At 42.3% G+C, this 25,207-nt stretch carries 21 protein-coding genes; 16 read left to right on the top strand and 5 right to left on the bottom strand.

What is annotated here, in order from left to right; genetic code table 11:
• Window positions 1–136 precede the first annotated feature (136 nt).
• Complete coding sequence (locus tag HWQ42_RS25060) at window positions 137–3,286, top strand: GAF domain-containing protein (RefSeq protein ID WP_292816948.1); 3,150 nt, start codon at window positions 137–139, stop codon at window positions 3,284–3,286.
• A 418-nt stretch (window positions 3,287–3,704) separates the two neighbouring features.
• On the top strand, window positions 3,705–4,316 hold the full coding sequence (locus HWQ42_RS25065; protein ID WP_292816949.1) for a hypothetical protein: 612 nt from the start codon (window positions 3,705–3,707) through the stop codon (window positions 4,314–4,316).
• A 238-nt stretch (window positions 4,317–4,554) separates the two neighbouring features.
• On the opposite strand, the gene HWQ42_RS25070 is transcribed toward HWQ42_RS25065, so the two are convergent.
• From HWQ42_RS25070 to HWQ42_RS25080, 3 genes are all read right to left on the bottom strand, one after another.
• The gene (locus tag HWQ42_RS25070) at window positions 4,555–5,961 is read right to left on the bottom strand and encodes an NAD(P)(+) transhydrogenase (Re/Si-specific) subunit beta (protein ID WP_292816950.1); all 1,407 of its coding nucleotides are present in this window, start codon (window positions 5,959–5,961) and stop codon (window positions 4,555–4,557) included.
• Window positions 5,958–6,251 carry an NAD(P) transhydrogenase subunit alpha gene (locus HWQ42_RS25075; RefSeq protein WP_012408294.1) on the bottom strand — a complete coding sequence of 98 codons (294 nt, stop codon included), beginning with the start codon at window positions 6,249–6,251 and terminating at the stop codon, window positions 5,958–5,960. The genes HWQ42_RS25070 and HWQ42_RS25075 overlap by 4 nt, the downstream gene beginning before the upstream one ends.
• A 94-nt stretch (window positions 6,252–6,345) precedes the next feature.
• Window positions 6,346–7,518 carry a Re/Si-specific NAD(P)(+) transhydrogenase subunit alpha gene (locus tag HWQ42_RS25080; RefSeq protein ID WP_292816951.1) on the bottom strand — a complete coding sequence of 391 codons (1,173 nt, stop codon included), beginning with the start codon at window positions 7,516–7,518 and terminating at the stop codon, window positions 6,346–6,348.
• A 767-nt stretch (window positions 7,519–8,285) separates the two neighbouring features.
• Between HWQ42_RS25080 and HWQ42_RS25085 the strand changes: the two genes are divergently transcribed.
• The 12 genes from HWQ42_RS25085 to HWQ42_RS25140 all read left to right on the top strand — a co-directional run bounded on the left by HWQ42_RS25085 (window position 8,286) and on the right by HWQ42_RS25140 (window position 17,765).
• The gene (locus tag HWQ42_RS25085; RefSeq protein ID WP_099102483.1) at window positions 8,286–8,798 is read left to right on the top strand and encodes a DUF2808 domain-containing protein; all 513 of its coding nucleotides are present in this window, start codon (window positions 8,286–8,288) and stop codon (window positions 8,796–8,798) included.
• Window positions 8,799–8,911: 113 nt separating this feature from the next.
• Window positions 8,912–9,046: a 50S ribosomal protein L34 gene (gene rpmH / locus HWQ42_RS25090; protein ID WP_094327629.1), complete on the top strand. Its 135-nt coding sequence runs from the start codon at window positions 8,912–8,914 to the stop codon at window positions 9,044–9,046.
• 26 nt (window positions 9,047–9,072) lie between these two features.
• Entirely contained in the window at window positions 9,073–9,495 is a 423-nt protein-coding gene (gene rnpA / locus HWQ42_RS25095) for a ribonuclease P protein component (RefSeq protein ID WP_292816952.1), read from the top strand.
• A complete protein-coding gene (locus HWQ42_RS25100; protein ID WP_292730531.1) occupies window positions 9,482–9,874 on the top strand; it encodes a PH domain-containing protein in 393 nt (130 codons plus the stop codon). Before rnpA ends, HWQ42_RS25100 begins: the two co-directional genes overlap by 14 nt.
• Window positions 9,875–10,040: 166 nt before the next feature.
• Complete coding sequence (yidC, locus tag HWQ42_RS25105) at window positions 10,041–11,192, top strand: membrane protein insertase YidC (protein ID WP_292816953.1); 1,152 nt, start codon at window positions 10,041–10,043, stop codon at window positions 11,190–11,192.
• Window positions 11,189–11,716 carry a R3H domain-containing nucleic acid-binding protein gene (locus HWQ42_RS25110; protein WP_292730527.1) on the top strand — a complete coding sequence of 176 codons (528 nt, stop codon included), beginning with the start codon at window positions 11,189–11,191 and terminating at the stop codon, window positions 11,714–11,716. Before yidC ends, HWQ42_RS25110 begins: the two co-directional genes overlap by 4 nt.
• Before the next feature lie 155 nt (window positions 11,717–11,871).
• Window positions 11,872–12,387, top strand: coding sequence for a YceD family protein (locus HWQ42_RS25115; protein WP_292816954.1), 516 nt, complete (start codon window positions 11,872–11,874; stop codon window positions 12,385–12,387).
• Window positions 12,388–12,495: 108 nt separating this feature from the next.
• Window positions 12,496–12,630: a hypothetical protein gene (locus HWQ42_RS25120; protein WP_292816955.1), complete on the top strand. Its 135-nt coding sequence runs from the start codon at window positions 12,496–12,498 to the stop codon at window positions 12,628–12,630.
• Window positions 12,631–12,703: 73 nt separating this feature from the next.
• Window positions 12,704–14,215, top strand: coding sequence for an AAA family ATPase (locus tag HWQ42_RS25125; protein ID WP_292730521.1), 1,512 nt, complete (start codon window positions 12,704–12,706; stop codon window positions 14,213–14,215).
• 389 nt (window positions 14,216–14,604) lie between these two features.
• A complete protein-coding gene (locus tag HWQ42_RS25130; protein WP_292816965.1) occupies window positions 14,605–15,114 on the top strand; it encodes an SH3 domain-containing protein in 510 nt (169 codons plus the stop codon).
• Window positions 15,115–15,312: 198 nt separating this feature from the next.
• The gene (locus HWQ42_RS25135; protein ID WP_292816956.1) at window positions 15,313–16,734 is read left to right on the top strand and encodes a peptidoglycan-binding protein; all 1,422 of its coding nucleotides are present in this window, start codon (window positions 15,313–15,315) and stop codon (window positions 16,732–16,734) included.
• 122 nt (window positions 16,735–16,856) lie between these two features.
• On the top strand, window positions 16,857–17,765 hold the full coding sequence (locus HWQ42_RS25140) for a GTPase (RefSeq protein ID WP_292816957.1): 909 nt from the start codon (window positions 16,857–16,859) through the stop codon (window positions 17,763–17,765).
• A gap of 24 nt (window positions 17,766–17,789) precedes the next feature.
• On the opposite strand, the gene sbcC is transcribed toward HWQ42_RS25140, so the two are convergent.
• Window positions 17,790–20,816 (bottom strand): SMC family ATPase, encoded by a 3,027-nt coding sequence (sbcC, locus tag HWQ42_RS25145; RefSeq protein WP_292816958.1) that lies wholly within the window; start codon window positions 20,814–20,816, stop codon window positions 17,790–17,792.
• A 354-nt stretch (window positions 20,817–21,170) separates the two neighbouring features.
• Window positions 21,171–21,332, bottom strand: a complete 162-nt coding sequence (locus HWQ42_RS25150; protein WP_292816959.1) for a hypothetical protein — start codon at window positions 21,330–21,332, stop codon at window positions 21,171–21,173.
• A gap of 194 nt (window positions 21,333–21,526) precedes the next feature.
• Here HWQ42_RS25150 and HWQ42_RS25155 point away from each other — a divergent pair, with 194 nt between their 5' ends.
• The gene (locus tag HWQ42_RS25155; protein WP_292816960.1) at window positions 21,527–23,809 is read left to right on the top strand and encodes an NACHT domain-containing NTPase; all 2,283 of its coding nucleotides are present in this window, start codon (window positions 21,527–21,529) and stop codon (window positions 23,807–23,809) included.
• A 400-nt stretch (window positions 23,810–24,209) separates the two neighbouring features.
• Window positions 24,210–24,929: a conjugal transfer protein TrbI gene (locus tag HWQ42_RS25160; RefSeq protein WP_292816961.1), complete on the top strand. Its 720-nt coding sequence runs from the start codon at window positions 24,210–24,212 to the stop codon at window positions 24,927–24,929.
• Window positions 24,930–25,207 lie beyond the last annotated feature (278 nt).

Below are 25,207 nucleotides of genomic sequence, written 5' to 3' on the forward strand. Positions count from 1 at the left end.
ATCTTGATTGTAGGGACGCGATATTATCGTGTCCCTACACTATTTTGTATGATATCCCAGGAAATAACTGTTACCTTTGCGATCGCAACGGGAATCATGAGATAGAAGACTTTCAATATTTAAAGTCCCACTGGGAATGGAAAACTTCTCTACTAATCAACCCATAGAACCAAATTCAGAACGGCAAGAATCTCATTCAGATGTGACATACTCCTTGCGTCAGAATGAGCAACAAAAAGCCTTATCTGGAGTTATTGCCCGTATTCGGGAGTCTCTAGACATAGAAACTATCTTCAAAATTACAGTCACTGAAGTTCGCCAACTTCTAAAAAGCGATCGAGTTGGCGTGTTTCGTTTTTATCCTAATTTGGCATGGGAAGGGGAATTTATCTATGAAGATGTAGCAACAGAATGGGATTCGGCATTAGCAGCCAAACTGCGCGATCACTGCTTTAGTGAGAAATTCGCAGGAATATATCACCAAGGCCGGATTAAAGCAATAGCTGATATTTATCAAGTTAATGCCAGTGATTGCTATATTCAGATTCTAGAAAAATTCCAAGTACGTGCCAGTATAACTGCCCCCTTGATCAAAGGTAAAGATTTATGGGGATTGTTGTGTATTCATCAGTGTGGTAGTCCTCGACAATGGGAAGCATCAGAAATTGAGTTTGTGCAATTAATCGCCGAACATCTAGGGGTTGCTTTACAGCAAGCAGACTACCTAGAACAAGTAAAACTACAATCAGCAGAACTAGCACAAGCAAAAGCCAGAGAAAAAGCAGCCCAATGGCAGAAAATCATAGCCATCACCATTGAGAAAATTCGTCAGTCCCTAGATTTGGAAAATATTTTCCACACAACCACCGCAGAACTTAGGCAGCTACTAAATGCTGACCGCGTGGCTATTTATCGCTTTAATCCCGATTGGAGTGGTGAATTCGTATTTGAATCAGTGGCAGAGGGTTGGGTTTCCCTCATCGATCAACAGTCGCAACGGCCGGAATTGAAAGAGAACGTCAGCAAATGTAGCGCCAAAGATTTAGCTAATCCCCCAGTCGCTGATACATATTTACAAGATACAGAAGGTGGTAGCTTCACTCAATGTGAAGTGTACCGGATTTGTAATGATATTTACAATTCAGGGTTTAGTGACTGCTACATTAAAATTTTAGAGATATATCAAGCAAGAGCTTATGCGATCGTTGCCATTTACCACGGTCAGAAGCTCTGGGGCATGCTAGCAGCATACCAAAATGCTGGAACCCGTGATTGGCAGAAAGATGAGGTTTACTTGCTTACCCAAGTTGGCACTCAACTAGGTGTGGCTTTGCAGCAAGTGGAATTTATCCAACAAATGCAGATTCAAGCAGCACATATCAGCAAAGCTGCCCAAAGGCAAAGGGCATTAGCAAACACGGTAGAAAAAATTCGTCAGTCTCTTGATATTGAAGTCATATTTAAAACCACTACTCAAGAAGTTCGTCGGTTATTAGAAGTGGAACGAGTCGCAATTTATCGCTTCTATCCTGATTGGAGTGGGGAATTTGTGGCTGATTCCATCGTTGATGGTTGGACACCAATGGTTAAGCCACAGCCTGTGACAGAAAGCGTTCTAGTGCAAGGAAAACAAGCGGGTAAATATGCACGTAATGAAGTTTTTGTACCAATTTCTCAGGGCGAAAAGCTGTGGGGATTACTAGTAGCTTATCAAAACTCCCAGCCCCGTTATTGGCAAGATGAAGAAATCAACTTGCTAGCACAAGTTGGCGTTCAATTGGGGGTAGCATTACAGCAAGCTGAATCCTTGACACAGATGCAGGTGCAAGCCCAAAAACTGGCTAATGCCGCGGAACGAGAACGGAAAGCAGCCGAAAGGCAGAAGGCTTTAGCTGCAACAGTGGAGAAAATCCGCCACTCTCTTGATATTGACACCATTTTTGCGACCAGTACAGAAGAAGTCCGACGGCTATTGGAAGTTGACCGAGTGACAATCTATCGATTCGGGACTGATTGGAGTGGCGAATTTGTTGCTGAGTCTTTAGCCGAAGGTTGGACACCAGTAAAAGAAATTGTACCTGCGATGTCTACGACGGGCTATGCCTACCCAAGTAATTACTTGCAAGAAACCCAAGGCGAGGATTTTGCTAATGGTAAAACTCTGGTGATTAAGGATGTTTACAGCACTGATGATTCTATTCCTTATATTGCCCTGATTGAACTAATGGAAGCTAGGGCATATATGATTGTGCCGATTTTTCAGGGTGAGAAACTTTGGGGATTGCTAGCAGCTTATCAAAATATCAAACCCCGTGATTGGCAAGAAGATGAGGTAGATTTGCTGATGCAAATTGGTACTCAGTTAGGCGTAGGACTTCAGCAAGCAGAATTACTAGAACAAACTCAACGTCAAAAAGAAGAAATTACCCAGACTCTTAAAGAATTACAGCATACTCAGAGCCAGTTAATTCAAAGTGAGAAAATGGCAGGTTTGGGGCAGTTAGTTGCTGGTGTAGCACATGAAATTAATAACCCAATTAGTTTCATTTATGGGAATATCACTTATGTTACCGAACATACCGAAAATTTATTTAAATTACTGCACCTTTATCAGAAACAGTATCCTGAGACAACAGAGGAAATTAAAAAGCAAGTAGCAGCACTAGATTTAGATTTTATTAATGATGACTTGCCCAAAATTCTGGCTTCAATGAAGATGGGGGCAGATCGGATCTCTCAATTAGTGTTGTCGTTACGAAGTTTTTCTCGACTTGACGAAGCAGGAATGAAGCAAGTTGACCTTCATGAAGGTATCGACAGTACTTTGCTAATTTTACAACATCGACTGCAAGCACAAACTAATTCTTTTGCTATTGAGGTAGTTAAACAATATGGTGAATTGCCTCCAGTAGTCTGTTATGCAGCCCAGATGAATCAGGTATTTATGAATATTCTCAACAACGCGATCGATGCACTGGAAAACTCAGCAACTAGTAGAAAAAAAATTGACAATCCTAAAATTTGGATACGTACAGAAGCCATACAAGGGAATACTATTCTGATTTGGATTGCTGACAATGGTTGTGGGATTCCAGAGATTGTGCGATCGCGCATTTTTGAACCTTTCTTTACCACCAAACAACCTGGACAAGGTACTGGTTTAGGGTTATCTATTAGTTACCAAATTATTGTAGAAAAACACGGTGGTACTATCAAGTGTGTTTCTGAACCTGCTAATGGCTGTGAGTTCTGGATACAAATTCCGATGAAAAGGACAATTAGTTAGAAAAAAATAAGCGATGCATTCTCTACGAGAGGCTACGCCAACACTTACGCACTGTGGAGATTTAACAGTCGATACCCACGCTCTTTTTAACGAACCACAGAGGCGCAGAGAACCCAGAGGAACAGAAGAGGACGATGCCTGTAGTGGGCTTTCCCTAAGTATTTCAATAAAAAGTTAGCGATCGGATCGCTCTTTTTAACGAACCACAGAGGCGCAGAGAACACAGAGTCACAAGAGAGCGATCGCATGACGGCGGTTAAATATCTACTATGCTATAAATTATACTAATCCTAGTATAGGAGATGATATTTAGGAGACAAGTATTGTTGTATCCCTAATGTATACAGCAATCTTTTACTCTGCCTAGAGGTTGAGAACACTGTAGCAGATACAAACAATATTATATTTACATAACAAAATGCTAGATATTTTAACAGTAAAAAAACTGACAACAGACATAAAAACATTTTCTAATTTTTTTAACTCTGGAAAAGTTTATGATCTGAATGACCTTCAATCATTACCTAATTCACCTGGTATTTATGTTGTAGCACTAAACAATAAAAAAGAATTGGAGGAATTTAGTCAAATTCTCTATATAGGAGTAGCAACCCAGCAAACTGTTGCAGAGCGTTGGCGAAACCATCATAAAATAAGGGCTTTCAAATTTATTCAACAGTTAATTCAAAAGTTAGGTGGAAATAATTTTGTAGTAATTTACACTAGTTCTTTTAAGAACTTATCAGACGATGCGCTTGGAGCGCTAGAAAAAAAACTAATTTGGGATTTAAGACCTCCCTTCAATGAAGTTATAAACTATCCTACAAAATACTATTGGCTACAATGGTCACAAACTATTGATAGATGGGCACATACAATGAAAATTGTTTCCCAAAATGATGACTATGTTAAATTTTCGATACCCGGAGACGTACTTCTTGATTTGAGAGAATTAATATCTTCATCTGATCAAAAGAAATTAATTGATTATGCGGATTCTATGGAAAAATTATATGGACATAAGGATTAACATAATTCTTCTCGTAAAATTAGTTGAAAATAATAATTTATAAAAAAAGGCAAGTTAACCTTTAATTAGTTTAAACATAAACTAAAACAAATAAATTTTCTATAAATACTCCTAATGACATAAGTATTTTTTGATTAACTAAAAAAATTGCCCTGGGAATATCACACCCCCAAGGCAAACCAACTCTCTACATTCTTTCTTTACTTCGCGCCCTTAGCGCCTTTGCGGTTCGTTTCTCTTAAAGCTGCTTCACTTCCGAAACCAACTTCGCCACCATATCCTTCGCGCTACCAAAAAGCATCGTAGTTTTATCCTTGTAGAACAACTCATTATCTACACCGGCAAAACCCGTACTCATCCCGCGCTTAATCACAATCGTCTGCTTCGCCCGATCCACTTCCAAAATCGGCATACCATAAATCGGGCTATTTGTATCACTCCGCGCCGCCGGATTTACAACATCATTTGCCCCAATTACTAAAGCGACATCCGCTTGATCGAACTGGGGATTAATATCATCCATATCATACAACTGTGTATAAGGCACATTTGCCTCCGCCAGCAACACATTCATGTGCCCCGGCATTCTCCCAGCAACGGGGTGAATGGCATACTTGACATCAACGCCCATTTTTTCCAACTGATCCGACAATTCCCGGACGCTATGTTGCGCTTGGGCAACCGCCATACCATAACCGGGCACAATTACCACAGAACGGGCATAACCCAACATCATCGCCCCTTCTTCAGGATCGATACTGCGGACGCTTTGATCGGTTGCACCACCACTAGCAGCACCACCACCCGAACTAGAACCTGTACCAAAAGCGCTGAACAGCACACTAAATAAGGAGCGGTTCATTGCCTTACACATAATCTCGGTAAGGATTAAGCCCGATGCTCCTACCAAAGCACCAGCGATGATTAACATATTGTTCATCACCACGAATCCAGCCGCCGCCGCCGCCACACCTGACAAGGAGTTCAACAGCGAGATTACTACTGGCATATCGCCGCCACCAATGGGGATGACGAACATCACACCCAACACTAAAGAAACAGCTACCACTCCCAAGAATATGGGTAAGCTATCTGGTGTGATGATTAAATAGGCACTGCCTACTATATAAGCACCCAGAAGCAAAAGGTTAAATGGTTGCTGGAATGGAAATGTAATCGGGGAACCGCTAATTAAACCTTGCAATTTGGCAAAGGCTAAAAAACTACCTGTGAAGGTAACACCACCGATTAACACATCCAACAGCATGGAAATGTTCACATCTAGCGGTATCGCCTGAGAACTATCTAATAACCGCCAAAATTCGGCAACAGCTACTAATGCCGAAGCCGCACCGCCCAAACCGTTGAGTAAACCCACCATTTGGGGCATTTCGGTCATTTGGACTTTGTAGGCAACGATCGCACCAATCAGCGATCCAATCGCCAAGCCCAACAATATCATCTCGTAGTTCAACACATGCTGATCGAGCATTGTTGCCACAATTGCCAGCAGCATCCCCACAGCCGCTACAATATTACCGTTTCTCGCTGTAGCAGGTGATCCCAGCTTTTTCAAGCCCAGAATGAATAACGATGCAGCGACTAAGTACGTCAGCTGAATGCCAGTTGGTAAAAAGTCGCTCACGCCTTAATCTCCTTCTTCTTGAACATTTGCAACATTCTGTCTGTGACTAAAAAACCACCCACAACGTTGATTGTTGCCAATACCACAGCAATCAAACCGAGAATTACTGACACACTCGTGTCTCTTGCACCAGCAGCAACTATTGCTCCCAGTACCGCAATCCCAGAAATCGCGTTTGAGCCTGACATTAACGGTGTGTGTAGAGTCGGTGGGATTTTGTTGATGACTTCAAAGCCGATAAAAGATGCCAACACAAATACAAACAAAGCAGCAAGTAATGCCTCTGTCATGAAATCAAAACTCCTTGTATAAATGGGAATGGGGCATTGAGCATGGGGCATTGGTTATTCTCTTTGTCCCCTTATCCCCTTCATTTTCCATTCCCTAATTAACCGCCGGTTGTTGAGTATTCAAAGCTTGTAGTGCATCCCGCACTCGTTGATTGCGAATTTCACCAGCGTGGGTAACGCAAGCTGCATCAACGATGTCGTCGCTAAAGTCCACCTGCAAAGCTTTGTCTTTAATTAGCAATTGCATCAACGAAGTAACGTTCTTGGCATACAATTGGCTGGCGTGAATTGGCATCGATGATGGGAGATTGATGGGGCCGATAATTGTCACACCGTTCCAGACAATATCTTTACCGGGTTCTGTACAGGCGCAATTACCACCCTGTTCAGCAGCCAAATCCACAATCACTGAACCTGGTTTCATTTGTGCCACCATTTCTTCTGTGACGAGCCGTGGTGCTTGTCTTCCAGGAACTTGGGCGGTAGTAATCACCACATCAGAATTCTTAATGTGTTCGGCGACAACTTCTTGAGTGCGTTGTTTGCTAGCCTCAGAGATTTCCTTGGCGTAACCACCAGCAGCGACGGTTTCTTCGTCTAATTTGACTTCAACGAATTTTGCCCCTAAGCTTTGCACTTCTTCTTTAACGGCGGGACGGATATCAAAGGCTTCTACCACTGCTCCCAAACGTCTGGCGGTAGCGATCGCTTGCAATCCGGCTACACCAGCACCCATAATAAATACTTTCGCTGGAGCGATCGTACCTGCGGCTGTGGTTAACATTGGGAAGTATTTCGGTAATGCAGCTGCCGCAATTAATACTGCTTTGTAACCTGCTAATGAAGCTTGCGAAGACAAAGCATCCATACTTTGCGCCCTGGTAGTACGGGGGATCATTTCCATACTCAAGGCTGTGACTTTCCGATTTGCTAGTTGCTGGGCTACAACAGGATTTCCCAAAGGATTGAGAAAACTGACTAATACAGCCCCTTCCTTTAACAAATCAACTTCTGAACGTCCATCTTCTCGTTCCTGTGGTGGACTGACTTTCAACAGAATATCTGTTTCGCCCCATAATTTGGCAGTATCGCCAATTATTGTGGCTCCTGCTGCTTCATAGTCAGTATCGCTGAAAAAAGATCGCTCTCCTGCACCTGTTTCTACCCAAACTTCCAAACCTTGTTTTACCAATCGGGCAACTGTGTCAGGAATTAATGCCACACGACGTTCACAAACTTCAATTTCTTTAGCAACTGCTATTCTCATGAAATCTCCTGAAGATAAATACTTAATCTCTGCCAAGTAAGCGATTGTCCAGATGATGCGTGTCCCGCACTCATAGTACTTAGGCAGGAACATCAGCCATGAATTTTACTTGTATATTGAACCTTGAATCTTTCCTCTCCCACTCTTAGCTCTCCAGGCAAAGCCTCACTTTGCCGCTCGCAGATGTCATATTTCCAGATAGTTGCAAACAGGGTTACGTATTGCACATCCTAAATTGATTCCCAAATTTTGCATCTTTATCTTTAGCTTGTTTTCGGGATTGAAAAATTTTGGTATTCCTTTCTTATAGAGTAATATTGACCGAATTTTGAAAGCTTGATAATTTCCCAATCAAATTTTAATGATTACGACTTCGATTCCAATTCAACTTATTTTAATCAATTTAGCCCAACTTAACTGGCGATCGCTGATGACGCGGCTCAATTTTTATAACAAAATTCTCAAATTTAGATACACTTATACATATTTAGAAATACAATCCAACCCCAACTGTGTTTCTATTTAGTTCAAATTTGACCAACTTAGTAATCAAATCAGGGCTACATAAGGGTAATGAAGTAAATTTAATCTATGTTTATTTTAATACTAAGTAAAATTGCTGTTGCCTAAACTTCAGGCAGGATGGCACTTTTTTTGGAAATTAAACGTCCATTGTCAGGAAGCCAGTAGTAAAGTTTAGTAAAGAATACTAACACACAGTTATTTTTAGATAACAGATTTATATTTTGTTTAGAGGAAGCCTAATTATGCGACGTTTACTTTCTGCTTTAGCCGTGACTAGCTTTTTGGTTACTGGATTACCAGCCTTGACTTGGGCGCAAAGTTTACCCGGATTTACGCTGTTTAGCGGCGTCAAAGCCGAAAACCAGCTGCCCTTTAGGTTAGATTTTGGTGGACAAGCTAATGGTTGGGATCGATACATATTAAGGATTCCAGCCAAAAGAATGAAATTGGCAGTTGGTCAATTTGCCATTAACTACCCTGATTATTACAAAGGAACTTTTGACCAGAAAAAAATTGAAGTCCGAGTCAAAGGCAAAGCAGTTCCGCTTTCTGAGGTGAAGTGGGACAAAGAAGGTAAACTGATTAATATTTTTCCTCAAGAGCCAGTACCAGCAGGTAGCGCAGTCGAGGTAGTGTTATCTAACGTGAAAAACCCATCCTTCGGCGGAGTTTACTATTTTAACTGTCAAGTACTCTCCCCTGGCGATGTGCCACTACTGCGCTACATGGGAACATGGATTTTGAGCATTAATTAAGAATCGGGAGTAGGGAGTGGGGATACAACCAATCGGCGATTCCCAATTCCCTAACAAAGTGATACAATTAGAGATTGTGAGTTTTTATAAAAATCACCTAAGAGGAGAACAGTATGAAAAGAACACTGGGCGGCACTAGCCGTAAGAGAAAAAGAACCTCTGGTTTTCGCGCCAGGATGCGGACACCAGACGGCAGAAACGTGATTAGCGCTAGAAGAAGAAAGGGACGTCACCGTCTGAGCGTTTAGGACAGATCAAGCGATAAAGAGCATCAGTGGCTTTGCCCAAAGCAAATCGGCTAAAATCCCGAAAGGATTTCCAGGCAGTTTTCCGAGAAGGAATTCGGCGTCACGGCTCTTATTTAACATTGAGAGCCTTAAAGCCCTTATGTTCAACGAAACCTTCTTTGGACACTGCCACCCAGACTACACAAGTAACTGACTCAAAACTTTTCGCCAGCACGCGTATCGGCATTTCGATTAGCACAAAAGTCAGTAAAAGGGCAGCGGTTCGCAACCGAATCAAACGGCAAATTACTGCTGCTTTACATAACTTGCTACCAAAATTATCACCAGGATGGCGGCTAGTATTCATTGTCAAACCTACAGCAGCAGAATCTAAGTGCGTAAGCCCACAATTTCTGCAAGAATTAGAGCAGTTGTTGGCACAAGCTGAGGTGTTCGATGGGAATTCGTGAAGATGTTTATTATGAAGGTGGGCCCCATGTTGGGGATTTAATTGTCAACCTGCTAATTGGGCTAACCATTGTCGGGATACCATTAACAGTTGGGGCAATTGTCAGGGCATTGTGGCTGCGTTTCCGCATCACCGATCGCCGAATTACTGTGATCGGAGGTTGGCAGGGACGCGATCGCACTGACGTAATTTACTCAGAAATTGTCAAAATCGTCAAAGTTCCCCGTGGCATCGGCTTTTGGGGAGATATGGCGATCACCCTAAAAAACGGCAGTCGTCTGGAATTGCGTGCAATTCCCAATTTTCGGGAAGTCTATGACTACATAAACGAAAGAATTGCTGCGAAAAATCCCGAATATAGCGCCACTGCCAACAAGTGATAATCGTAGGGAGTAGGGAGTAAAGGGAGAAGAACCAATGCCCAATGCCCCATCCCCAATGCCCAATTTAAATGTGCGGCTATCCGTAGCGAAAGATAGTCGCCGGCAAATCATGATTTAGATAAATTAGATTCAGTTTACAGTACCTCAGGTTGAATTCAGAATAATGGATTTTGGTATCGGCTTTCTCTCGAACAACGTGATGCTGCCAATCATAGATTTCTTCTATGGTATAGTGCCTAGCTACGGATTAGCGATCGTTGCTTTGACCTTGATAGTCCGCTTCGCGCTCTATCCCCTGAGTGCTGGCTCAATTCGCAACATGCGGAAAATGCGAATTGTACAACCTCTGATGCAGAAGCGGATGGCAGAAATCAAAGAGCGCTATAAGGATGATCCGCAAAAGCAGCAGGAGGAAATGGTTAATGTCCAAAAAGAATTTGGCAACCCTTTGGCAGGCTGTTTTCCATTACTAGTGCAAATGCCAGTTTTGCTAGCGCTGTTTGCCACTTTGCGGGGTTCACCTTTTGCAAGTGCGAACTACAGCGTTAACCTGCAAATTCTTCCCGCAGAACAAATCGAACAAATTCAACCACAAGCCTTTGCCACTGCTCCCCAAAATATTTATGTTGCAGATGGAGAACACGTTAAAGTAGCTGCCATTCTTCCTAGCGGAAGTAAATTAGCGGTGGGAGAACAAACCAAAATACAGTATCAGACTGTTGAAGGTAAACCATTTCAGGTACTCTTAGCAGAACACCCAGAAAATAAGCTGATTCCTGATTGGAAAATTACCAAGGGTGAAGATAGGATAAAAATTGATGCCGAGGGAAATGTAGAAGCCTTGCAACCGGGAGATGTCACCATTCAAGGAACAATTCCTGGATTAGCAGCAGAAAAAGGCTTTCTATTTATTGATGCTTTAGGCAGGGTTGGCGCACAAGATCCAGATGGCACAATCCACTGGGATATCGTTGCCATGATCGTCTTCTTTGGGATCAGCCTTTATGTTAGCCAAATGCTTTCCGGGCAAAATTCCAGCGGTGGCAATCCGCAGCAGGATACAGTTAACAAAATCACCCCTGTCATCTTTTCTGGGATGTTCTTGTTTTTCCCCCTACCAGCTGGGGTGCTGATGTACATGGTGATTGGTAATATTTTCCAAACCGCCCAAACTTATCTTCTCTCCCGCGAACCTCTACCAGAAGAACTGCAAAAAATCGTAGAAACCCAGGAGAAAGAAGCAGCAGTCACAGAACAAAAAGCATTACCGTTTGAACCAAAAAGTCCTAAGAAAAAGGCAACAGGGGGATCATGAGCGACATTCCGATGCAGCGAGGTCAGCAGTGGTTAAAAACCCTGCTGGAACTCACTGGAATACCTGCTGAGATTCAGGGTCATTTAGAAACTGCCCAATCTCAAGACGGCGATTCTCCAGAACCAGATAACTACTGGTTGACTATTGACCAAACCAATTTGACATCAGAACAAATCCAGCTATTAATCGGTGCTGATGGTTCTGTGTTAGACGCGATTCAGTATCTAGCAAATTCGGTTCTAAACCTTAGCCAACCCACAGAAGAACAAGCCTCTTACACCATTGAGTTAAATGGCTACCGGGTCAAAAGAGAAGCTGAAATTCGCGCATTAGCAGAAGCAGCAGCCGATGAAGTGCGCTTTTCTGGTAGAGAAGTGGAAATCAAATCTCTTAGTTCTGCTGAACGGCGTCAAGTTCATACCTTCTTAAAGGAATTTGGAGATTTAGAAACCTTCAGTCGCGGTAAAGAGCCACATCGTCATCTGGTTGTCTGTCCAGCTTCGTTGGAAGGAGTTAGGAGTTAGGAGTTAGGAGTTATGAGTTTGGAGTTAATTGAAAACTCATAACCATAATATAATTTCAAAATTTCTCTTGTTTTTAAGGGATAAAATAAAAATTCAATATCAGTATAGTTACTGGTAATCAAGATAAATTTTAGTGAGGATGTCTCACAAATCCTATGGACGCAATTTATATTCCGCAGCTAACTCAAGCCCCGGAGCGGACAGAGGAAGTTCAGGTTAATGAATTTCTGCCTGGTCTGGAAACTTTGACACCAGTTCGCGGCTACGTGCGCGTGCAGCATCATGGTAATTACTTACAAGTATCTAGTCAGGCAGAAACAATTATTACTTGTACGTGCAACCGCTGCTTGCAGCAATACAATCGACGTTTAGGGCTTGATACCAAAGAAATCATCTGGTTAGACGAAACGGCAAATCAGGCAAATGACTTGCCCTTAGAAAGGGAAGTGGTTATGGAAGATTTGCTGGAAAGTTTACCGCCCGATGGCCATTTTTATCCAAACGAATGGCTGTATGAGCAGATGTGCTTGGCAGTACCACAACGGCAACTGTGCAATCGCAATTGTCCAGGTATTCCTGCAATTACTGTTGAGAGTTCTGATAGTCCTGAAACTCCAGTTGATAACCGTTGGGCTTCTCTGGAAGCACTGAAAAAACAACTTCCGGGATAGTAACGTAGCTAGTACTTTACTCAGTTAATTTATGAGATTTATATAGAACCCGATTTCTTGAAGAAGTCGGGTTTCTAGTTTACAGCTATTTTCAGGTAAATAGACCACGTGGTAGGGGTGCAAGGACTTGCGCCCCTACCACAGATGTGGTTCAAATACATGATTTTTGCTGTAAAAGAGCGATCGCCTTTAAAAAATATCTCACATAGAGCGATCGCACTGGCAACCGCTATGAACTGGTAGATGTTGGTTTTTTAGTTGTTAGAGGCGATACAAACCTGAACAATGAGAGAAGAACAAATAACCATAGCTAAATATGAACTTCCGTGAAGAGTTTAAACTGCTCCTACGCGCCCGCTACCCTTTGATTTATATTCCTACATACGAGGAGGAGCGGGTGGAAGCAGCTATCCGGGAAGAAGCAACCAACCAGGGTAATCGCCCAGTGTATACATGGGATTTTGTCGATGGCTATCAGGGAAACCCCAATGATGTTGGGTTTGGGCGACGTAACCCGTTGCAAGCTTTGGAATTCATCGAAAAATTACCAGCTTCCGCACCTGCGGTATTGATTTTACGAGATTATCATCGCTTTTTAGATGATGTAGCGATCGCCCGCAAACTCCGCAACTTGTCCAGACTTCTCAAATCGCAACCAAAAAATATTGTCCTACTGTCGCCACGCATCGCCATCCCTGACGACTTAACGGAAGTGCTGACAGTTGTCGAGTTTCCCTTACCCGCCGCGCCAGAAATTAAAACTGAGGTGGAACGCTTACTACAAAGCACTGGTAACTCCCTTTCTGGCAAAGTTTTAGATGACTTGGTGCGCTCTTGTCAAGGGCTTTCGATGGAACGAATTCGCCGGGTTTTGGCAAAAGCGATCGCAACCCACGGAGAATTACAACCAGAAGATGTGGATCTCGTTTTGGAAGAAAAGCGCCAAACTATCCGCCAAACCCAAATCCTGGACTTCTATCCCGCCACTGAGCAAATTTCTGATATTGGCGGACTGGATAACTTGAAAGACTGGTTGATTCGTCGGGGAGGCTCATTTACTGATAAGGCGCGACAGTACGGATTACCGCACCCTCGTGGTTTAATGTTGGTGGGTATTCAGGGAACTGGGAAATCGTTAACGGCAAAAGCGATCGCTCATCACTGGCATTTACCCCTGCTACGTCTGGATGTGGGAAGGTTATTTGGTGGTTTGGTGGGTGAATCAGAATCTCGAACTCGGCAAATGATCCAAGTAGCCGAAGCTCTCGCTCCCTGTATTTTGTGGATTGATGAAATAGATAAAGCCTTTGCCGGACTTGGTAGTAAAGGTGATGCCGGAACAGCTAGCCGTGTGTTTGGTACTTTTATTAACTGGCTAGCCGAAAAAAGCTCACCCGTGTTTGTCGTAGCCACCGCCAACGACATTCAAGCCTTACCGCCGGAAATGCTCCGCAAGGGGCGATTTGATGAAATCTTCTTTGTCGGTTTGCCCACCCAAGAAGAGAGAAAAGCAATTTATGATGTTCATTTATCCCGACTGCGCCCCCATAACTTGAAAAGTTATGACATCGATAGGCTAGCTTATGAGACCCCCGATTTTTCTGGGGCAGAGATTGAGCAAACTTTAATTGAAGCGATGCATATTGGATTTAGCCAAAACCGCGACTTTGCTACCGACGACATTTTAGAAGCAGCTAGTCAGATCATCCCCTTAGCACGAACTGCCGTAGAGCAAATTCAGCAACTCCAAGAATGGGCTGCTGCTGGGAGAGCGCGTTTAGCATCTAAACACAGTCCTTTGAGCGAACGCCTCCGGCGCACTACGTGAACCCCAAAAAAATGTAGAGGCGTAGCACTCCTACGTCGCTACAAAGGTTTTAGATAACGCATATTTAATTTCACCAGATGTCTATTCAGCATAGCTACAATAATCAGTTAGTCAAAAGTCAATAGTTAATGATGAATTATTATGGACTATTGATTCTTATACTGATGGGTTACTTACTTCTCTACTCGTAATACCAATTTGAAAAATGATTGCGACAGATGGAAAACTGAAACACTTATCCAATGGATGTTTCACAATCCAAAATCTAAAATCTAAAATCCAAAATGGTATAACCCTTGAGAGCCAGTTAAACAGCACTCTCCTCAATGGGGAAAATACGCACGACTGGCTCACCTTCATCCTTGACTCTTGATAATCAGGTTTTAATTATGTTTTCTGGCTTAACAAAGTTTATACTGGGGTTTTTCTTAGCGATCGCTGTGCTAATAGGTGGCGGTGCTGCAATTGCACTCTATTTTATGAATCGTACTGGCATAGCCCCTGCCAAACCCATTTATTCCAATGATAGTCCTTCGGTGAAAGCCCAAGCTCCTAAAAAAACTGAGCCTGGAGGAGGTAAGCCCGCTCTTACACCTGGGACATCTACTCAATCGTCTCCAAGCTCAACCTCTACTCCCACAGAAGCACCAAAGGCTACCCCATCATCCAAACCATTACCAGCAGGAGCTTACCGAGGGCGTGTTAATTGGGCCGAAGGCTTGAGTTTGCGATCGCAACCAAATCAAGAAGCTGAAAAAATTGGTGGAGTTGGTTTTAATCAAAAAATTATTATTTTGTCAGAAAGTGAGGATAAAGCTTGGCAAAAGATACGTTTGGAAGGTAGCGAACAAGAAGGTTGGGTGAAAGCAGGTAATACTGAAAAAGTTGATGAACAATAGGTATAGGGTATGGGGGATGGGGCATTGGGCAAAAGAGTGCTGTTAGTAGTAGCGGGGCGTTGAGCCAGTGCTGAGTTTTGTTTAGCCCCTTGTCTCCCCACTCCCCAGGACACTTACTTGTAAAGAATCATACGAAAAGTAATTATTACACATAGTAAGTAGTATACTTTTTTATAGTCGTTAACTTGAAAAAAGCAAGTGAAAACAGGGGTAGCTAGCCATTTAATCAAGCTTGCCTCAGTCTACGAGGCATCCGAAAGCATCAAGGTTGTTCCTATCGTAGTTAATTTTAAATTTTTAAATTGGAAAAAGTTATCGACTGGTGCTGCAATGCGTTTTTTGTCTGTGGCTCTGATTACGGGGCTTATGAGTATTGCTGGGGAAGCTTTAGCGCTTCAGAAAATAGGAAGTAATGGGTCTGAAGTTAGCAGTAGCCAGAGATGTTTAAAAAAGTTAGGCTATTTTAACGGCCCGGTGACAGGTCAGTTTGCTAGCTTGACTCAAAATGCTGTGATCAAATTCCAGCAAGCTAATAGAATATCGGCTGATGGAGTTGTGGGTATTAGTACTCAACGAGCCTTGCAAAGAGCGTGTCAAAGTAGAAGTTCTAATAGAAATATCGGTGGCGCATCGCGAGCGCCAGTTGGTCAATATCCTACTCTTTCTCAAGGCAAAACTGGTGCAGCCGTCACAAGATTACAACAACGTCTACGGCAGTTAGGCTACTTTAATACTAATCCCACTGGGAATTTTGGACGAATTACTAAAGATGCTGTAATTGCATTCCAGCGAAGTTATCGCATAACTGCTAACGGAATTGTGAATCGCCAAACTTGGAACGCACTAATGGGTTCCTCTCCGACTCCAGGAAGATCGGGTCTTTCCACTCAACAAGTGAGAGAACTACAAGTGCGTTTGCGGCAGCTAGGTTATTTCAATGCTGATGCCACTGGGAATGTTGGCCCAATGACTAGAGAAGCTGTAATGGCGTTCCAGCGAAGTAATGGACTACCTGTTGATGGCATTGCTAATGGCCAAGTTTTGGACTCAGTGCGTAGAGTCTCTACAGGTGGTATTCAACAACCAGGTAGAAATTATCTAACTGTAGGCGATCGCGGAGAAAATGTCACATTAGTTCAAGAGCGTTTGGCGCAGTTGGGTTTCTCTAATACTAATCCTGATGGAGTTTTCAACGATTACACCAGACAATCTGTGATTGCATTCCAGCAACATTCTCGAATTAATTCTACTGGAAATGTAGATTGGGAAACTTGGGAAGCATTGGGGTTAAATGCTTCAACTGGGGGCAATTATACTCAAAATAATGATTATGTATTAGCTGACACTAATCGCTATGCCTTACCTCCTGCCAATGACTATGTAGTACCTGTTACCAATGGCAATACATTAGTTGCTAATAATCCTTACAGAGTAATAATTCCAATTTCTAGTAATGATACTCTGAGTAAAGTGCAACAATATATACCCAACGCTGTCACAGAGCAATCCAATCTAGGGGATTATGTGAATGCTGGAGCATTTAGCGATCGCGCCCAAGCAGAAACGCTAACGAAAAAGCTCCGCTCATTAGGTCTTGATGCACGGGTAAAATACAATTGAAGAAGAATACAGAATTCAGAATTCAGAACAAGAAGCTGTCTATATCATGCTAGAGGTACTTAAAATGAGATAGATTTTGGGAACACTATATCTAACGCTTCTTTAGAATAGTGTACTGAATTATGAATATACAGGCAGATATATTAGAACGCTTAAGTCAGTTTAGCCAACTACCACAAGAAAAGGTAGAACAACTTAGACATTGGCTTTCTCAAACGCTCAGTTATGAGCCAAAAGTTGGCATTCTCGGCAAGACAGGTGTAGGAAAGTCAAGCCTCTGTAACGCCCTTTTTGGAAAAGATGTTGCACCTGTCAGTGATATTGAGAGTTGTACACGAGAGCTTCAAGAAATCTCTGTAAGAGTGGGTTCAGGGAATATCAAACTAGTTGATTTGCCTGGTATCGGTGAAAGTCGAGAAAGGGATCGAGAATACAAAGACTTGTACTCTAAACATTTACCAGAATTTGATTTAGTTCTATGGGTTCTCAAAGCAGACGATAAAGCTTTTAGCTCTGATGAGGAATTTTATCACAACATTGTTAAGCCTCACTTGGAACAAGGTAAGCCTTTTATCATTGTGCTGAATCAGGTTGATAAAGTTGAACCCTTTAGAGAATGGGACATAGCCAATCATGTTCCTGGGCATCAGCAGCAAAAAAACATTGATGCTAAAAGTAAGAGCGTTGCTGAAAAGTTCGGTATTGATAGTACAGCCGTTATTCCTGTATGTGCTAATGAAAACTATAACTTAATAACGCTTGTGGAAACAATTACCTATGCACTTCCAAAGGATAAAAAGGTAACTTTTGTGAATGCTCTGAAAGAGGAAAATCGTTCAGAGGAGGCTAAGAATGAAGCAAAACGGGGTTTTTTTGAGGCACTCGGAGAACAAATTGGAGGTACTATACTAGGAGAATTAGGAAAAGAGATTGGAAAAACTTTAGGTCAAGAAACCGATAAAACTAGTGTTGGTAAAGTAGTCAATTACATTGCCGATAACATTGTTAAAAGATTTTTTAGTTGGTGGTAATCCTGACTCCTTAATTCTGTTTTGTTAAATTGACAAACTCAACTGTGAACCTTCTTGAGTTTTATTAACCTCAATCCTGGCTTGGAAGGCTTCTTTGAGGTGGGGCATGTGGGTAACGGTGAGGATGCAGGCAAAATCGGAGGAGATCGCATTAATCGCCGCAATCAAGCGATCGCATCCTTCAGCATCCTGTGTACCAAAACCTTCATCCACAATCAACAATTGCAACGCCGCCCCCGCCCGTTGCGCTAATAATTTCGCCAAAGCTAAACGAATGGCAAAGTTAATTCTAAAGGCTTCTCCGCCAGAGTAAGTTTCATAAGCTCGTGTTCCTCTAGAATCAGCGATTAAAATATCTAAGGTGTCTATCAGCTTGGCGTTTTTCTTGGTTGATTTAGCACTGCGCCCAGCTTTTTGAGTAATAAATTGTACATGAAACTGATTCCCACTCAATCGCGAAAGTAGTTGATTTGTCTCAGCTTCCAGTTGCGGTAACACATTCTCAATCATCAGTGCTTGGATACCATTTTTACCAAAAGCCTGCGCTAATTCCTGATAAACCCGATATTCCTGCTTGCAAGCTTGTAATTGCTGTTGCTGTTGGTCATACTGAATTTGTAGCGTTTCCAGTTGATGCGCCAGTTGTTCTAAACGCCCCAACTTTGTAATTTGCTCATCAAGTTGCCGTCTGCGGATTGCTAACTGCTGCTCTAAAGCTTGAATTTGGGCAGATGGGTTAGCTGTTGCTTGTAGTTGCTGAATAATGCTTTCAATTTGTCCGCCGAGTTTTTGCCGCTCGGTTAATCTGGCGCTTTTGGATTCCCCTAACTCTTGCAATCTCGTCTGGAGTTGCGGATATTGCTGCTGGGCTGATAGCAGTTGTTGATACCGCAAATGCCAAGATTGAGCTTTCTTTGCAGCTATACGCAAATTGTTGTGTTGCTCAGAACTGTAGCCAATTTCGACAATGTGACGCTCAAGAGCCGCGATTTGTTTAGCACATTCAGAATCAATCTGATCTTGCTGGATTCTGGCTTGTAATTGGGCAATTTGGGATTGTAATTCTGGTTTTCGGGCTAATAGTTGCGCTTGTCGCTTAGTAGCATCTTTAATCTGCCCTTGTTTAATTTCTGCCCATCGCCACCGCTCAACTTCGCTCCGCGCCAGGGCGTGGTCTTGTTCATTATAATTAACTTGTTGCAGATATTGGTCTAGTTGTCGGAGTTCGGCTTGTTTATCGGGAGCGTAATCACCAGCTTGGAGCGATCGCTCTAAATGCTGTTTTTCAGCAGCAATTTGTTGTAACTGTTGTTGCACATCAGTTGTAGCTTCTAACTGGGCTGCCAACTGTCCCCGTTGTTCGCGTAAACCATCGTAGCCTGCCAATTGTTGGGAAATTTCGCGATATTCCTGCCTAAGCACCTGAATTTCTCGGTCAGACACAGCCATTTGTTCCCGCACTACCCAAAACTGCCCTTGAGTATCCTCTAACTCACTTTGGGTTTTTTCCACCACCCGACTCCAGTGATGTTCGTCTAAAGGACGCTCACATAATGGACAAAGTGCTTCAGGATTTTGAAGCATTTGCAATTTCTGCTCTAATTCTCCCAGCAGTTTTTCATAATCCCGTTGATGAGCTTGCAGACGTTCAATAAAATGCCGCCTTTCTTGCCCTTTTTCTTGAACTCGTTGCAGATAAACCCGCTTTTTCTCCAGTTCCTCAATCTGGATTGCTACATCCATTACCGCTTGTTTTAGTTGTGGTTGGCGGCCATGCTGGCGTTGCAATTGGTTCTCAGTACTTTGGAGTTGTTCGAGTCGCGCTACTAAACCAGCATGAGTGCGATCGAGTTGGCTTTGTAAAGTTGCTCTTTGTTGCAACAAGGGAGTCACTTGCATTTGCAGTTGATCTAAACGAGCAACATGGTGACGGGCTGCGGTTAGTTGTGACAAAGCGGCTTCAACTTCACCTGATTTAGTCAGAGTTTGTTGAATGTCTCGCTCTTGTTGCTGTAAAGCTTCTAGCTGCGCTTGGGCTTGTTGCAGTTGCCGTTCGATTTCGTGAATTTGTTTGGTAAGTTGTTGTTGCTTTTGTTGGCGATTCTGTTGGGCGCGGGTGTATTCTTCAAATTTGACAGCAAAGGCTTCTTCTTGAGATTGTAGACTTTGATATTGGGCGTATCCAGCTTTAATCTCAGCTTCTTGGTGTAATATTTTTTCTAAATCTGATAGCTGAGAGCCAATAGCTGATTGTTCTTGTTGGAGGCGATCGCAATCTTGGGTAAGATTTTGGTATTGCTGCTTTATAAAATTAAGTTGTTGTTCCCAATTTTGGCGCTGGTGCTGGACAACTTGCAAACTTTGCAATTGAATATTATCAAAAGCTTGCAACTGTTGCAGTTGGTTGAGTTCGGCTTCTAACTCTACTCTTTGCGCTTGGGTGATTTCGCGTTGTTGCAGCTGAATTTTTATCGACTCCAAAGAACGCTCTAACTCTACTGCCCTTGCTTTAAATTGGCGAGAAGATTCTTTAGCCCGTTCTTCTAAATCATCATACTGATTGAGTTTCAACAACTCCGCTAAAATTTCTTTGCGTTCTGTGGGACGCTTGAGCATGAATTCATCTGCACGACCTTGACGTAAGTAGGCAGAATTAATAAATGTATCGTAATCGAGCTTGATGTGTTCTAAAATCAAATCTTGGGTTGCTCTTACTCCTTTGCCAGTGAGTGAGCGAAACCCAGATGGTATTTCTATTTGAAATTCGAGGACGCTAGTACCTCCCCGAATTCGGGTACGAATCACCCGATATTTTTGCTGATTACTTTGGAAAGTAAAATCAACCCGAACTTCTTTCGCACCAGAATAGATGACATCATCTTCAACAGTGGCACGGCTTTCACCCCAAATTGCCCAAGTGATTGCTTCTAAAAGAGAAGATTTACCCGCACCATTGGAACCACAAATACAAGCCGTATGCAAACCACCAAAATCTAAAGTTGCATCACGGTAACTGAGGAAGTTTTTGAGGATAAGTTGTACTGGGATCATTCACGCTATAGCGCCACATCTACTTTTAATAATTAACAGTACAGATGCACTGTTTGTTAGTTTAGCTATCTGGATATCAGGTTTCTAGTCTTGAAGACATCAAATTTACAAAAATTTACAATATGATGAGTGAATTTTTCTTGTTGCATGAAAAAGTTTTACTGTCTTCGGAGAAAAATGAAACTCTCCAGGAGGCTTTTGTTATTTCTTGCTGTTGTCTGAGAAGAAAACATTCTTTTTTGATTTGTGACAATTGAAAGTTACAGATCCCTGACTTTTCAAATAAGTCGGGGATCTTGTCTCTTAGGAATTATTTAGGATTGTTATTGGCTAGTTGCGTAGGCGTAGCCCGTCTTAGACATCGCTATCATTTGACCTTGACCGAGGTATCAACAGTTCAATATATGTACCTATAGCGAATTTTGTTAAATCTAGAAATTGAGGGCGACTCTTCTCATCCATAACTGCAAGTGTGAGAGAACCAATCACCGTAATCAGCATAGCAGTAGCTAACACTTGATCCCTAAAAGGAAATTTCTTGGATAACATTGAAGTACCCTAAATCGTTTGAATTACTACATTCCTAGCTTTACAGGCGAGTGGTTGTTGTAAGCTTAAATACAGGCTTGTGATATGAATGACTTGTGTATGCGATGGGGATGAGTTATCAATTTGGCAGTTAGAATCAGCAAAAGTGTAGTGGTTAGGTTATGTCCGGGCGATCGCTTTTCTCTTCTCCAGAAGGTATCCAAAAAGCAAAAAGAGCTTTAATTCGTTATTCGTTAACTCAAAAGGCATTAGCCAAAGAGTTAGAAGTAACTCGCCAACCGATTGGAAAGTTCCTTACAGGTAAGCCAGTTGACCGCAATCTCTTTGTCCAGATTTGCGACAGGCTAGATTTAGAGTGGGAAGAAGTAGTAGTTAATGAACCAACCAGCGAACCAGAGGTAAGTCAAGATAACAGCATTGATATTGATGCGATCGTGCAAGAGGTACGCGAAAAGATAAAACCCCTCATTCAAGACTGCGGCACAATGCGGGTGCTGGATACGCCTCAACCCATCGGCTTGAATGACATTTACACTAGCGTCAATATATTAGAGAAAATCACTGGACAGCGGCGGTTAAGAATTGATGAATTATTAGAACAGTCTAGCAGCCAGGATTTTGACCTCTTTGGACTTAACAGAATTACTGAAAAACGAGTGCCAGGACTGCAAGTGGTTGAGAAACATTCCAAGCTGATGATTTTGGGTAAACCAGGAGCAGGTAAAACAACGTTTTTGAAGTATTTAGCAATTCAGTGTATTGGAGGTGAGTTTCAGGCTGAACGTGTACCGATTTTTGTTACCCTCAAAAACTTTGCGGAAGCTGCAAACAAACCTGGATTATTGCAACACATCACTGAAGAGACGAGAAATCTTATCTCTTCTATCCAAGATGTACTAAGCTATGGCAAGGCATTAGTTTTACTCGATGGATTGGATGAGGTTAGAGAAGAGGATAGTAACCGCATCTTAAAAGAAATTCGTGAGTTTTCTGACCGTTTCCCAAACAATCAGTTTGTCATGACCTGCCGAATTGCAGCACGCGAGTACATCTTTGATAAGTTCACAGAGGTGGAAGTTGCTGATTTTGACGATGACCAAATTTCCAACTTTACCAATAAGTGGTTTAAGGATAAAGCTGTAAAACCAGAGACTTTTATCAAACGTCTCGAAGAGAATAGCCGAATCAAACAGCTTGCAGCAAGTCCTCTGCTGTTGACGTTGCTTTGCTTAGTATTTGAAGAGTCAGGAGATTTCCCTGCAAATCGTTCTGAGTTATATAAAGAAGGACTGGATACGTTATTGAAAAAATGGGATGCCAAGCGGGGAATTCAACGCGATCAGATTTACAAAAAGCTATCAGTCCAACGCAAAGAAGATTTACTTAGCAAAATAGCTCTGACCACCTTTGAGCGCGGTGACTATTTTTTCAAGGCGAAAATAGCAGAACAATACATTACAGAATACATCAGCTATTTACCCGATGCTAATACTGATGAGCAAGCATTGCAATTTGACAGCGAGCAAGTTTTGCGTTCAATTGAGCATCATCATGGGCTAGTTGTCGCAAGAGCAGAAAGGATTTACTCATTTTCTCACCTCACATTTCATGAGTATTTCACAGCAAGAGAATTTGTGGTTGTAAGACAGTCATCAGAGGAAGCACTGCAAAATCTTGTTAGCCATATTACTGAGAAACGCTGGCGGGAAGTCTTTTTGCTAGCGGTTGAAATGTCTTCAAGTGCAGATCGGTTATTGCTGTTGATTAAAGATAAAATTGATTTTATGGTGGCTGGCGATCAGAGGTTGCAGGAGTTTCTTTTGTGGGTAAAAGAAAAATCTCTTCCCGTTAAGGTTTCTTGCAAACCAGCAGCAGTTAGGGCCTTTTACCTCTCCCTGTTCCAATCTCTCTTCCGATCCCTCGCTCTCTCTCTTTCCCTCTCCTGCTCTCTCGATCTCGACCTATCCCGCTCCCTCGATCTCGACCTCGACCTCTCCCTTTCTCTCTCTCTCAACCTTTCTTTCTCTCTCTTCCTCTCCCGATCCCTCTCCCTCGATCTCGACGTCTCTCTCTCTCTCGACCTTGACCTATCCCGCTCCCTCGACCTCTCTCTTGACCCAGAACTCAAGAATTTGTTGCAAAAACTTCGAGAGCAACTACCAAGCAGACAAGACAGGCAAGTATCTCAGAAATGGTGGTTAGTTAATGGGAAGACTTGGTGTGAAGAATTAAGAGAAGTAATGATTAAATATCGTAATATCGGTCATGATTGGCAATTCAGTAACGAGCAAAAAGAATTGCTTCAGAAGTATTATGATGCCAATAAATTACTGGTAGATTGCCTAAATAGCGATTGTTATGTCAGTCGTGAAGTACGACAGCAAATAGAAGATACTTTGCTCTTACCGATCGCAGAGATTAAACAGCGTCAGCAGCAATTTTAAATACCCATATAGCAGATAGTAAATCATTCGTTAAAAAAACAAAAATATTTTCCAATTCCTAGCAAGTCAATCTAGAATGGAAGTAAGAGTTCGCAGTCAGCCTATTCGCCTCTATTCAATGGCTTAGATATGTGGATATGAGTAATAAAATAGCATTTTGGAACAAAATGATACTCATTTACGTCGTATAAATGTCTCGCCTCTATTTTAGTTACGCACATTAGTAGGATACAAATTCTGAACAGCGATGTCTACGACGTGCTACGCACACGCGATCGCACACTCTTCCCATCATAATAAGTACTTGTATACGCCCATAGACAGGTTCCAAAACAGTCAGAAACAAACTCAGTGAATCCTCGTCATTAAATACATCACATACACAAAGGATAACCCTCTTATGACTCGTCTACATCAATGGAAATATGGAACCGCTGCATTTATGGCAATGGCCGTTACTACAAGCGTCATTAGCCCTCTATTGAGCTTGGCTCCTGCTAATGCTCAATACAGAATTGATCAAAACAGAACTGGGCAATACGGAAACGCTACCATTCCTTCTGGAGTTGCTCTTCCTGTCACCTACGAAAAAGAGACAATTACTATTGCTCCTGGAGAAAGTAAATCTCTAACCTTGAGAATAGCCAACGACATTATCGACAGCAATAGAAACGTCTTGATTCCTGCTGGTACTAAAGTACATGGACGGCTAGAATCTGTTGACTTAGATAGTTATTCAAGAGATACAAGAGATGATGATAATCAAGGAAAAGGTGTAAAGTTTGTCGCTCAAGAATTAGAATTTTCTAATGGTCAACGTCAGTCGATTAATGCAACTTCTCGGACATACACCACAACTCAAAGAGTTTCACAGAAGCCCAACACCAATCAGGTTTTAACTGACGCAGCTATTGGTGGGGGTGCTGGTCTTTTAGGTTCATTAATTACTGGTAATCGCAGAATTGACGATTTAAAACCTGTTATTGGTGCGGCTGCGGGTGCGGGTGCTAGCGTGCTGTTGCGGAAAAAAGAAGGAAATGCGTTTGTCCTCAGACCTGCACAGGATTTAAGGCTTACACTGGATTCTAACTTGAATTTAGTACCAAGATCGCGCTACTAGATTTAACTTCATTCAAGTTGTGAATTTAATCATCCCTAATATGCGATCGCCACTTTCACTAGAGTGTGCGATCGCCTTTATTTTTAACCCTAAAAACTTCTATTGATCAGCAACTATTGCACCTTTATATCGTCTTAATCAATAGACTCATCCACAAATGGCAAATGCTCACGGGGACTGGGTTTGAGAAACTTGGGTACAATAGGCGATCACTAAAAGGAGCTACGAAAAAATAAGTATTTGAGAGCATTCAGAGGCAAAAAATTAAAATTAGGGTG

It is taken from the genome of Nostoc sp. JL23 (assembly GCF_017115065.1).
Lineage (GTDB): Bacteria > Cyanobacteriota > Cyanobacteriia > Cyanobacteriales > Nostocaceae > Nostoc > Nostoc punctiforme_A.